13 protein-coding genes and 1 other RNA gene are annotated in these 11,643 nt (G+C 41.9%); 7 read left to right on the forward strand and 7 right to left on the reverse strand.

The genetic code is table 11. From position 1 onward, the window contains the following. The 3 genes from ACYVTD_RS06535 to ACYVTD_RS06545 form a co-directional block, all read left to right on the forward strand. Positions 1 to 1,593 (forward strand): formylglycine-generating enzyme family protein (locus tag ACYVTD_RS06535; protein ID WP_461246973.1); only part of this gene is annotated, 1,593 nt, incomplete at its 5' end. A 334-nt stretch (positions 1,594 to 1,927) separates the two neighbouring features. After that, positions 1,928 to 2,116: a hypothetical protein gene (locus ACYVTD_RS06540; RefSeq protein WP_461246974.1), complete on the forward strand. Its 189-nt coding sequence runs from the start codon at positions 1,928 to 1,930 to the stop codon at positions 2,114 to 2,116. Further along, the gene (locus ACYVTD_RS06545) at positions 2,116 to 2,289 is read left to right on the forward strand and encodes a type II toxin-antitoxin system HicA family toxin (RefSeq protein WP_461246975.1); all 174 of its coding nucleotides are present in this window, start codon (positions 2,116 to 2,118) and stop codon (positions 2,287 to 2,289) included. Before ACYVTD_RS06540 ends, ACYVTD_RS06545 begins: the two co-directional genes overlap by 1 nt. A 12-nt stretch (positions 2,290 to 2,301) precedes the next feature. On the opposite strand, the gene ACYVTD_RS06550 is transcribed toward ACYVTD_RS06545, so the two are convergent. Next, positions 2,302 to 3,162: an MBL fold metallo-hydrolase gene (locus tag ACYVTD_RS06550; RefSeq protein ID WP_461246976.1), complete on the reverse strand. Its 861-nt coding sequence runs from the start codon at positions 3,160 to 3,162 to the stop codon at positions 2,302 to 2,304. Between the two features lie 129 nt (positions 3,163 to 3,291). On the opposite strand from ACYVTD_RS06550, the gene ACYVTD_RS06555 reads away from it, so the two are divergent. Next, positions 3,292 to 3,777 (forward strand): deoxycytidylate deaminase, encoded by a 486-nt coding sequence (locus tag ACYVTD_RS06555; protein ID WP_461246977.1) that lies wholly within the window; start codon positions 3,292 to 3,294, stop codon positions 3,775 to 3,777. Between the two features lie 42 nt (positions 3,778 to 3,819). Here the strand turns inward: ACYVTD_RS06555 and ACYVTD_RS06560 are convergent, their stop codons facing one another. Next, the gene (locus ACYVTD_RS06560; protein WP_461246978.1) at positions 3,820 to 4,818 is read right to left on the reverse strand and encodes a hypothetical protein; all 999 of its coding nucleotides are present in this window, start codon (positions 4,816 to 4,818) and stop codon (positions 3,820 to 3,822) included. Between the two features lie 99 nt (positions 4,819 to 4,917). Between ACYVTD_RS06560 and ssrA the strand changes: the two genes are divergently transcribed. Next, positions 4,918 to 5,264, forward strand: a transfer-messenger RNA (tmRNA) gene (gene ssrA / locus ACYVTD_RS06565). On the opposite strand, the gene ACYVTD_RS06570 is transcribed toward ssrA, so the two are convergent. From ACYVTD_RS06570 to infA, 4 genes are read right to left on the reverse strand one after another with little or no spacing between them, the layout of a single operon-like run. Further along, the gene (locus ACYVTD_RS06570; RefSeq protein ID WP_461246979.1) at positions 5,262 to 7,328 is read right to left on the reverse strand and encodes a cation:proton antiporter domain-containing protein; all 2,067 of its coding nucleotides are present in this window, start codon (positions 7,326 to 7,328) and stop codon (positions 5,262 to 5,264) included. The two genes, ssrA and ACYVTD_RS06570, sit on opposite strands and share 3 nt — an antisense overlap. A gap of 17 nt (positions 7,329 to 7,345) precedes the next feature. Next, positions 7,346 to 8,401: an HD domain-containing phosphohydrolase gene (locus ACYVTD_RS06575; protein WP_461246980.1), complete on the reverse strand. Its 1,056-nt coding sequence runs from the start codon at positions 8,399 to 8,401 to the stop codon at positions 7,346 to 7,348. Beyond that, positions 8,394 to 8,735, reverse strand: a complete 342-nt coding sequence (locus tag ACYVTD_RS06580) for an Hpt domain-containing protein (protein ID WP_461246981.1) — start codon at positions 8,733 to 8,735, stop codon at positions 8,394 to 8,396. The genes ACYVTD_RS06575 and ACYVTD_RS06580 overlap by 8 nt, the downstream gene beginning before the upstream one ends. Positions 8,736 to 8,765: 30 nt before the next feature. After that, the gene (infA, locus tag ACYVTD_RS06585) at positions 8,766 to 8,990 is read right to left on the reverse strand and encodes a translation initiation factor IF-1 (RefSeq protein ID WP_461246982.1); all 225 of its coding nucleotides are present in this window, start codon (positions 8,988 to 8,990) and stop codon (positions 8,766 to 8,768) included. Between the two features lie 71 nt (positions 8,991 to 9,061). Here infA and ACYVTD_RS06590 point away from each other — a divergent pair, with 71 nt between their 5' ends. Then, positions 9,062 to 10,426, forward strand: coding sequence for a pyridoxal-phosphate dependent enzyme (locus tag ACYVTD_RS06590; protein ID WP_461246983.1), 1,365 nt, complete (start codon positions 9,062 to 9,064; stop codon positions 10,424 to 10,426). Then, positions 10,423 to 11,052 (forward strand): DNA/RNA non-specific endonuclease, encoded by a 630-nt coding sequence (locus tag ACYVTD_RS06595; protein WP_461246984.1) that lies wholly within the window; start codon positions 10,423 to 10,425, stop codon positions 11,050 to 11,052. Before ACYVTD_RS06590 ends, ACYVTD_RS06595 begins: the two co-directional genes overlap by 4 nt. Here ACYVTD_RS06595 and ACYVTD_RS06600 read toward each other — a convergent pair. Further along, a complete protein-coding gene (locus ACYVTD_RS06600; protein WP_461246985.1) occupies positions 11,008 to 11,565 on the reverse strand; it encodes a cob(I)yrinic acid a,c-diamide adenosyltransferase in 558 nt (185 codons plus the stop codon). The two genes, ACYVTD_RS06595 and ACYVTD_RS06600, sit on opposite strands and share 45 nt — an antisense overlap. Between the last annotated feature and the right edge of the window lie 78 nt (positions 11,566 to 11,643).

Here is an 11,643-nt window from a genome sequence, read left to right on the forward strand (position 1 = left end):
ACGCAGTTAACGCTTACCTTTAGCACGGCAATTACAGGTCTTGCCGTTGGCGACATCACCCTTAGCGGAGTAACAGGAGTAAGCAAAGGAACGCTCAGCAATTCGGGGGCAGTGTACACACTGACAATCAGCGGATTTACGGCAGGTGGAACTTTGAGCGTATCGGTGGAGAAATCTGGCTATGCTATTAGCGGGTCACCAAAGGACGTAACAATTTATTACGCTACAGCAGTTACATTTAGCAGCGTAACCGCGAATGGCTCATCTACGCAAACTACTACGCAGTTAACGCTTACCTTTAGCACGGCAATTACAGGTCTTGCCGTTGGCGACATCACCCTTAGCGGAGTAACAGGAGTAAGCAAAGGAACGCTCAGCAATTCTGGAGCAGTGTACACACTGACAATCAGCGGATTTACCGCAGGCGGAACTTTGAGTGTAGCGGTGTCAAAATCGGGCTATGCTATTAGTGGCTCGCCACAAACAGTAACCATTTATTACGCTACAGCAGTTACCTTTAGCGGTGTAACCGCAAACGGCAACGCTTCGCAAACTACAACGCAGTTGACGCTGACCTTTAGCGCGGCAATTACCGGTCTTGCCGTTGGCGACATCACCCTTAGCGGATTAACAGTAAGCAAAGGAACGCTCAACGGTTCAGGACCTTCGTATACACTGACAATAAGCGGATTAACCGCAGGCGGAACTTTAACTGTAACTGTGTCAAAATCGGGCTATAATATTAGCGGTTCGCCAAAAACGGTTACTATTAACTATTATTCACTTGGTGTAGAAATGGTTTCGATAACTGGCGGAACATTTACCATGGGCAGTCCTACAAACGAACCAGAACGCAATACCGATGAAACGCAACATTCGGTAACATTAAGCGGATTTAAAATGGGCAAGTATGAGGTAACGCAGGAGCAGTACCAGGCGGTGATGGGAAGCAATCCGAGTTATTTCACGTCAGCCGTAAATGGGGAAAGCGGAACACCCGGCAAATTGCCTGTTGATAATGTAAGTTGGTATGACGCTTTGGTATTCTGCAATAAATTGAGCATTATGGAAGGATTAAGCCCCGTATACAGTATTAGCGGAAGTACCGATCCTTCGGTATGGGGAACAGTGCCAACAAGCGATAACACGGCATGGAATACGGTGGTAATGGACAAGAGCAAAAACGGGTATAGATTACCGACAGAAGCTGAATGGGAATTTGCATGCCGGGCGGGTACAACTACCGCTTACAACACAGGAGCTACGTTTAATGACAATACAGGGTGGTATTGCGATAACAGTAATTGGAAAACACATAAGGTGGGATTGAAAACCGTAAATTCTTTGGGCTTGTATGACATGCATGGGAACATGATTGAATATTGTTGGGATTGGTACGGAGATTATTTAAACGGTGCGCAGACTGATCCGACTGGCGCGTCCTCGGGGACTTACCGCGTGGTTCGCGGTGGGAGTTGGAAACACTACCCTGAAGACTTACGTTCGGCGATTCGGTTCAGATGTATTCCATACGTTAGGTACGGCGAGGATAGTGCCTACATTTTTGGCATTCGGGTAGTGCGTTCCAATTAGGGGAGAGGGAAGGGAGGAAGTAGGTAGTGGATAGTAAATAGTGGATAGAGAAAGCTAAATGCTAACCACTATTTGCTAAATACTTTCACCAAGACCTGGCACAGTTGAAATCCTTAATAAACGATTCCAGTAACAGCGGTAATTAGCGGCGGCATTGTGTGAGTTGCGGGTAGGTGAATTGTTTGTTTATTTGCCATATTTACCCTTTATCATACTACTATATGGGTTGAACTCAGCGTTTTGCTTGACAAAAAACAAATTTATTTTCAAGAATTTTATCGCTTAATATATTACAGTCAATGATGTTTGTGGTATAATAAGTACGGAGGCTATAATGGAACTGCGTTATTCTTGGTGGAAGGAAGATAATTTTTATTTAGGCTATATAGATGAATACCCACAATATCCTACTCAAGGAGAAAGCCTTGATGATCTTGAAAACGGACTCAAAGAAATATACAAATGGATAAAAGACGGAACATTAAAATTAAATGAACAAAAAGGTGTACTTAAAATAGCATAATGAAACGAGTGGAACTTATAAAATTACTCAACGCTAGGGGCGCGGTTTTTGTCCGTCATGGTTCTAATCATGATATATATATGCAACCGAAAAATGGCAATACGGAACCTGTTCCCCGTCACAGTGAAATTAAAGAATTTATGGCAAAAAAGATAATAAAAAACTTGTCGTAATTAGTGGTAATCCTACTTACCTGGCGCAAACTTAAACCCACTGCCTTCAACACTTACACTACCTGTCCCAGGGTACACAATATGCATTCCCGCTACGGGGATTTTGTTTTTTGCGGTGTAATCCAGAACCTGCCTGCGTACTGTAGCGGCGGCTTTTTGATCCATGTCGTAAGTTGCGCTTATTTCAGGGACGGGAAATTGTACCAACGCTATATGCAGAAGGTCTCCTATTATCAATAATTTGTCTTTGCCGTTTTCTATTAAATAAAGCGTATGCCCCGGAGTGTGTCCGTAAGCGGCAATCGGAGAAATACCGGGGAGTATTTCTTTTAATTTTTTACCAAGTTCGCCGGGTTCAAATGTAGTAACCTTTGAGCCATAAGGCGCAAGAGCGGCGACCGCTCCCTGATTAACATGGCTGCTTGTAAAGTATTCCTTCTCTTTAACTGAAAGATAAACCTTCGCTTTTGAAAAAACAGCTTTTCCGTCTTTTTGCAAACTGCCAAAATGATCCCCATGCAGGTGGGTAATAAGAACAGCGTCAATGTTTTCAGGCTGTACGCCTAGTTTTTTTATTTTTTCTACAATGATGCCGCCCGCTCCTGTTCCCGTATCTATCAATATATTTTGTCTTGGAGCTTTAATTAAAACAGCGTTGGCTGTGTGTTTAAAACCTTCCGCCGGAATGTACCGTTTTAAAACAGCCTCGTCCGCTCCTACTAAAATTCCTGTATTTCCGTCTCTTTCGGATTCTACCAATATATAAACTTCATATTGACCTACTTTCAGCGAATAAATACCGTCGCCGTCGCTTGCGTATCCGTTGGCGGCAATGACGTAAAAAATTAACCCTAAAAAACCTATCTTTTTCATTTTATCTCCTTTGTGTATATAGTATCATAAATTTAAATTTAAGAATACTTTTTTTACACAGGCAAAGAAAGCGTTTGCCACACCTTGCATTATTGGGATTATCAATGTAAATTAATGCAAGGGGATTATATGGGCGAATACAAAAGACCAAGCTGGGACGAATATTTTATGGAAGTCTGCGAGGCTATTTCCAAAAGGGCTACCTGCGACCGCGGACGCTCCGGTTGCGTCATTGCCAAGGACAAGCAACTTCTTGTAACCGGCTATGTAGGCGCTCCTGCGGGACTGCCCCATTGCGACGATGTCGGGCATCAAATAAAAAAAATGGTGCATGAAGACGGCAGAGAATCCACCCATTGCGTCAGAACAGTCCACGCCGAACAAAACGCAATATGTCAGGCGGCAAAACGAGGCATTTCCATTGACGGAGCCACCCTCTATTGCCGCATGACCCCGTGCAGAACTTGCGCCATGTTAATTATCAACTGCGGAATTAAAAGAGTCGTTTGCCAACGCCGTTACCATGACAACGAGGACACCCTTGCGATGTTTGAAAAAGCCGGCGTAGTTATTGAACATATCCACGACGAATTGCAAAAATATGACAATCAATAAAATGGCTAGAACTGATAGGCTTATAACCTTTAACTTTTTGTTCTAGGGTTCTTTAACATTGGATTCAAGGATTATGCGGTACTTTAAATAGATTTCTTCCAAGGTGTTTAAAGGACCGGGGGCATTCACCATTTTACGCAAATTACAAGCGTCTTTTCTTTCGATAAAAAAATCGTAAATAGCCCTTGGATCGCGGTCGTTTACAACCGAATATACGGGCGTTGAATCGAGGTATGACCTAACTTCGTCATGACTTACAGATTTTACGCCGTAACGCGATAATCTGTTGCGAACTTTTTGTATTTCTTCAAAAGATAAACCAAAAAGGAATTCTTCAAGTGCCCACCTTGTATAATCATTAGTGGACTCCCCTTTTAAAAAATCTTCCCATTCGGTATCAGTGCCCATATCTATGGAAATCCTTAATAACTCGGAGTTTCCGTCCATTGTCCCAAAACTGGGTGGAGCGGAGTCCCTTGCCTTCCAAAGCGAAGAAAGCGCCATAAGGTGATGAATACTGCGTTGATCCGTGCCGCTGTCCCATAACGCTATTAAATCGTAGGCAAGCTTGGATTTTGTATCGTTTGAAAAACTTGGGTCGTCAAGACAGGAAAAATACACATCTTCCGCCATTAATGTAAAAACTACAGTAAATGGGATATTTCTTATAAGATTATGCAATTCTTCATTTTTTTCGGTCAATCGTGAAAGCAGGGAAAAAGCGTGAAATTTCGCGATTAAAAAACTGCGAAGAGCCGCTACTTTGGCGGGAATACGAAGTATATGCGACGGGGCGGAAAAGGCAAGCAAAGACTCTGTAAGCTGATTTTCATTAATAAGAATATCCCTGACAAATTGAGTTTCTCTTATTGAAGGATAATCAAAAACAGCGTTACCAAGATTACGAAGTCGGCGGAATCTTTCATGCGCTATAAAATGATCTTGCGGTCTTTTTTCCTTGAGCCATTCCTCAACCTTTCCAACCAAAAGTTCTTCTTCATCAGACAGAACTTTATAGGAATGCTCATCCGTCTGTTCCATAATAATTAAATTATACCATGAAATTGGGAAAAATTCAAATTTATTAGTTTGTATTGCTTATTGTTAAAAAGAGCGCTATAATACCAGTGATGATTAACAGGGGGTGCACCGGTTTCGATCGGTACGTCTTCGGGATATAGACTGCAGATGGAGCGCTCATCTCCTGATTGGGCAAAAATTTAACTGCCAACACTGACAGTTACGAATACGCCTTAGCTGCGTAATCGCGTGGAACTGCCCCGCCGCTCTGAGGGGTAACTTCCGCGTCGCAATCAGAGCTGGTCTTACCGCAGCGTCCGGTGGCGGCAAGATAAGATTTTCCGGGATAAGGACAGACCGCGCGCCGTTTAGCCAAGTCCGTCCCGACAAATTAATAAACGGCTAAATCTGTAGACGTTTATGTTTCGCGTATTGGGACGCGGGTTCGACTCCCGCCACCTCCATTATTTTCTATTATGCAGTAATTCCGCCACTTCTTCCGCGGAGGTTGCATTAATCAGAGCCTGACGAACTGCTTCGTCTCTTAATACGGCTCCTAACGCGGAAAGAAATTGCAAGTGCGGACCGTCTTTTCTGGGAGAAATTTCCATTACAAAAATACGAGATGATTGATTATCCGAAGGATCAAGAATAATTCCCTCTTTCTTTATGCCTACTGCGACTACCGTGTTTTCCACTCCGTCGCTTTTCGCGTGAGGCAACACTATTCCATATCCCATATTGGTACTCATTATTTTCTCACGTTCAAATACATCGTTTAAAACAAGATCTTTACTTAACAGTTTTCCCTGTTTAAAAAGTATATCGACAAGTTCTCTTATTATTTCTTCTATGTTACCGCCTTTAAGATCGAGGGTTATCGAATTTGCCTCTATTACGGAAAGAAGATTATTGCTTGTCCTTCCTCTGCGGTCAAACAGTTCTTTCTTCATCGCCTTGGTGTTCATTGAGTCTTTTAGTTTTTGCATGGATTCTGAAAGATTAATTATATCTTCGTAAACAACATTATTCACAAACGGTAAATCCGAGTTTGACGCTTCTACAATAACCGCGCTTCCTTCGCAGCTTATCGAAAGAGAAATATCGTCTTTACGAGCCAGAGCAATATTATCATCAAAATTCATTATCTGAACATAAAAACCTTCGGCGCGAATATCTATTAATAATCTGTCCAACATAAGTTTTGCGACATCATGAGAATCAAAATCCCATTTTAAATAAGTGGTATCTTCATCGTTAACTATCTTTCTTGTTCCCTGTCCTTTAATTTTTAGCGATGCGTTTAAAAGCGGCGGAGCCACCATAGTAGAAATTAAAGTTAACAAAATTACAATTGAAAAAAGCTGATTGTCAAGAATGCCCATAGTTAATCCAATGCCGGCAATGATAAGCGCAACCTCCCCGCGCGGAACCATGCCTACCCCGATTCGTAACGCCCCCTTAACATTAAAACCAAGCAGAAGCGCAGGACCTCCGCACCCGATTACCTTTGCAAAGATTGCCGCCAAAGTGTATATTCCGCCGAAAACTAAAATATCTGCGGAAAGTATTTCCCGCACATTTACCATCATTCCCATAACTGCAAAAAACAAAGGAACAAAAAATTCATAAAGCCCTTCAAGTCTTCCCTGTATCACCGCGGCAATATCTGTTTTTGAAAGCGAAAGCCCCGTAATATAAGCGCCGATTATCATTGCAAGCCCGCCTTGTCTTTCAAAAAAGCCGGCAAGAATAAGAGCCAAACCAAACGCAAGTATGGAAAAATCAGAACTGTTTTTAAATAGTTTTAAGAACGAAGCAAGCTGACGCGAGAAAACCAAACCTAATACGGTAAATCCCAGCCAAATACCAAATGCCTTCCCTGCTATGCCAAGAATTGACAGCGCGGAAAAATTGCCTTCCGCGTGTCCGCTTAGCAAAGCGGTTATCCCAAGCACTACGGCAAGCATGATAATTCCCAGTACATCGTCAAATACAGCGGCGGCAAGAATTGTAACGCCTTCGGGAGAGTCCATCTTTTTTTTATCGCTTAAAATTCTGGCGGTAATACCAACCGAAGTCGCGGTTGAGAGTATGCCTAAAAACAAACATCTTGTGTCAAGAAATGAAGTTTTAAGAAGCAGAACTCCGCAAAAATCTCCAATCACAAAAGAAAATAAAACTCCGCCAAATCCTATTACTACGCCCGCAACCGAATACTTTAAGAATAAGCCAATATCTGTTTCCAGCCCTGAGAAAAAAAGTAAAATAATAGAGGCGACTGTGGCAAATGAATACAACTCCGTACTAACTGCGATAGAATCTCCGCCAATTAAAGGAAAAAGTCCATGTGGAAAACCGGGAAAAGCAATGCCGCCCAAAGCATAAGGACCAATTACTACGCCTATAAGCAATTCGCCAAGTACGGAAGGAATGCCTATTTTTTTTGCCAAATGTCCGCCAAAACGCACGGCGAATAAAATTATTCCTACCTGAAAAACCAATTCTGTCATTAATTCTGTAATGTTCATTTTTTAATACTTCCGTTTTATTGATATGTTCGTGATATTTCCTGAAATTCCTTTTGGATATGTACAATTGCGTCCGCAATGATTGGATCAAACTGAGTTCCTCTCCCCTGCGCGATAATTTCAAGCGCTTCCTGATACGGCATGGCTACTTTGTAAACGCGGGCGCATACCAGAGCGTCATATACGTCAGCTAACGACGCAAGGCGCGCGGCAAGCGGTATTTCTTCGCCCTTTAACTGCCGAGGGTATCCTTTTCCGTCCCAACGTTCATGATGTCCGTAACAAATATCTTCGCAATGCTTCAGGTATAAAGATGTATTTACATCGCCAAGTTCATGGATAATATCCCTGCCACGCGTAGTGTGTGTTTTCATTATTTCATATTCTTCTGGGTCAAGCTTGCCGGGTTTAAGAAGTATTCTATCGGGAATAGCTATTTTTCCGACATCATGAAGAGCCATAGCTTTTACAATAATATCCGGTTGGAGTTTTCTAATTTCATCGGCATAAACAGAATTGGAAGCCAATAAATAATTAATTAACGCTTTTACAAATAACTGCGTCCTCTTAACATGCTCGCCCGATTCCAAATCCCTGTGTTCAATAACATTGGCGAGTCCCTGCAGGGCGTTTTCCAAAGTTCTGGTAGCTTCTTCTGTTTTCTCCGTAACCATTTGTTCCAGATTATCGCTGTAATTTTTTAATGATATTTGATTCTTTACACGGAGTTTAACAATCTCCGGCAGAAAAGGTTTATTAATAAAATCAACAGCTCCAGCGGCAAGAAGTTCGCTTTCTGAATCGTTTTCAGCGGTAATAAAAATAACAGGGACTCTTTCATACGCTTTATGGTTTTTAATTTTATTAAATAATTCACGCCCGCCCATGTGAGGCATAACAACATCTAACAGTATTATCTTTGGAATAGTAACGGCTTTTTCTAGTTTTTCAAGCGCTTCCATTCCATTGTAAGCTGTTAAAACATCATAATCATCTTTTAGTATCTCTTCGAGAATCATGACATTTGTTTCAATGTCATCAACAACTAAAACAACAGGTTTTTCTTCATGCATACTGCGCTATTACCTTATCAACTTCTGTTATTGTTTGGGTATAAACAGATTTTACTATTTCATATTGATCGGGTTTTACAGCACCGGCTTTTATTTGAGATTCAAGCTCAACAACTTGTTTGTTTAATTCGGTAAGGGACAGATTAGCGAAAACCCCCTTAAGCGTATGCGTAGAAATTTGAGCTTTTGGCAAATCCCCCGCCGCTAAAAATGATTCAATACTTTTGATATTTTGATCATCTTTGAATTTTGTAAGTAATTTTGCATAAAGTTTTGTATTATTCATTACTCTTTTTGATCCGTCTTCAACATCAATATACACTACATCAGCCATAATTTACCTCTCTACTTTAAATTGCAGTATTTATCGTTCTCGATAAATAATTCTGCCTCTGCTTAAATCGTACGGAGAAAGTGCGACTCTAACCTTGTCGCCCGGAACAATACGGATATAATGTTTTCGCATTTTACCCGAAAGGTGAGCCAATATAAGATGCCCGTTTTGGTTATCCAACTCTACCCTAAACATTGTATTTGGAAGAGCTTCCCTAACTACACCTTCTACCTCTATTGCTTCTTCTTTTGCCACTTTTACTCCTTATATAAATATAGCAGTCAAAACCCCTTTGTGTCAATTATATCTATATGGTAATATAATGTATGTACTATTATAGCACCAGAAACAAAGGCGAAAAGGTGAGTTTTGCACAAGCCGCCCTTACAGGACTTGCTCAGGACGGAGGGCTTTTTGTACCGGAAGAAATTCCTCAATACTCGGAGCAAGTGCGATCTTCGCTTGGATCTATGGCATTTACCGACATTGCCTTTGAAACAATAAAACCCTATGTAAACAATGAAATCCCCGACAATGTGTTATCCGACATAGTACAGTCGGCTTTTACTTTTACGGCTCCTTTTGTGCCTGTCGCAGACCGTTATGCTTTGGAGCTTTTTCATGGTCCGACGGCGGCATTTAAGGACTTTGGAGCCCGTTTTATGGCGCGCGCTTTTTCGTATTTACGCAGGGGCGAAGACAAGTCGTTAAGGATACTTGTCGCTACTTCGGGCGATACGGGCGGCGCTGTGGCGGACGGCTTTTTTGATGTGCCCGGTATTTTTGTTACGGTTCTATACCCCAAGGGGCGCGTATCGCCGTTGCAAGAGCGGCAAATTGCGGGGCTTGGAAAGAACATTACAGCCCTTGCCGTAGAAGGCAGTTTTGACGATTGCCAGCGTCTTGTAAAAACCGCTCTTGCGGAAGAGGTCCTTAAAAAACGCATGGCTCTTTCTTCGGCAAATTCAATTAATATCAGCCGTCTTATTCCGCAGGCGGTTTACTATTCAGCCGCGGCGGGCAGAGCCTTCGCAGGGCTTGTTGATCCTGACGGAGAATCGACGCCAAGAATTTTCACGGGGAAAAAAGATCACGCGGCAAAAAGCGGATTGCCCGTTACCCTTTGCGTCCCTTCGGGCAATTTTGGCAATTTAACAGCGGGGCTTTACGCAATGAAGATGGGCGCGCCTATAAAGCAATTTGTCGCGGCGACAAATATAAATAAAACCTTTCCCGATTATCTTGATTCAGGAGAATACCTTGCCAGAGTTTCGCAGGCGACAATTTCCAACGCTATGGACGTAGGCGCGCCAAGTAACTTTGAGCGAATGAGCGCGCATTTTTCTTTGGGACAGATGCGTAAAATAATTTTGGGCGTTTCAGTAGGCGATGAAGAGACGCGGCAAACAATAGCGCGCGTATATGAACAAACGGGATATTTTCTTGATCCTCACAGCGCGGTCGGCTGGCAGGGAGTTGATAAACTTTGCGCAAACAATAAAATTGAACAAGGTGCAATTGGTATTCTTTGTACGGCGCACCCCGCTAAATTTGCGGAAACAGTAGAGCCGTTAATTGGGTCTCCGCCCATGCCTACTTCTCTATCAAACACTATGGAAAGAAAGATAAACGCTAAAGTAATTCCCGCTGATACCGCCGCGTTAATCGATTTCTTAAATTCAATATCATGAAAAATATTTACCGTATTGGTTCTTTTATTTTATTTTTCTTTTTTCTGTTTACGGCATATTCTTTTGCCTGCGATTTGGAAGGACATTTTGATTTTAACGTATACAACGATGAAGGAGAACTTCTATATTCTGGATGTTATGATGCGATTCACTTAGGACCGCATACTATTGAATATACCCTGACAAGAGAAAGAGCGGTTTCAAACGGGGTAAAGCGTCCGTCGGCAAGATTCACACAGGACAGAGACAAGGGCGCATTAAAGCAAAAATTAGCCGAACACGGTTATTCTCTTCCCAGCCACGATGACTACACCCATTCCGGCTTTGACAGAGGACACATGGCTCCTAATGCGGATTTTGACGACACTACCGAGAACGCGCTAATGACTTTTTTTATCGCTAACATTTGGCCTCAAACGCCGCATATAAACAGAGTTGTTTGGCTAAAAACTGAAAACGAGACAAGAAATCTTGCGTTAAAATATTCAAAAGTAAAGGTAATTATTATTGTTGATGAATTTAAAACCGAAAAAGTAAGGAACATCAGTATTCCATCTTGTTTTAAAAGACGGGTTTATAATTTAAACACCGGCAACCTCATTTATGAAATTGACGTTAATCAGTGATTCTTGCTGAGACAAAACAAATAAATAATCCGACAACCTGTTTAAGTACGCTCCCGCTTCCGGACGAAACGGCTGTTCTTCCCTAACGGCAAAAAATAAACTCTCCGCTCTTCTTGCTATTGTCCGCCCTATTTGAATTTGCGCTTCTATGATATTTTTCCCTGGAATAATCAGCGTTTTTTGTTTTGGGATATTGGCATATAACCTGTCAATTTCTTTTTCCATGTTAACAATTTCATCTTCCTGCAAAAAAAAGTTACTGTTTTTTATATCGGAAACATGGGACATGATTAAAGAAACGTTTTTCTGGATTCTTTCCAAAAAAATACTTGTAGACTTTCCGGAAAATTGCCATGCGTCTTCATTAGTAATCATCGCTTTAATCAATCCCAAGTGACAGTTAAGCTCGTCAGCCGCTCCGATAAAACGAATTACCGCGCTATTTTTTGACACCTCACGCCCGCTGAGATCGGAAGTTTTTCCTTTGTCGCCTTTTCTTGTATAAATATTCATATACTACAACGTATCAGGGGAATCAAGCCAAGTGAGAAGCTGTAACGATGTTTCCAGATAACCCATTCGGCGTTTTTT

Source organism: Treponema sp. R6D11, from assembly GCF_054786075.1.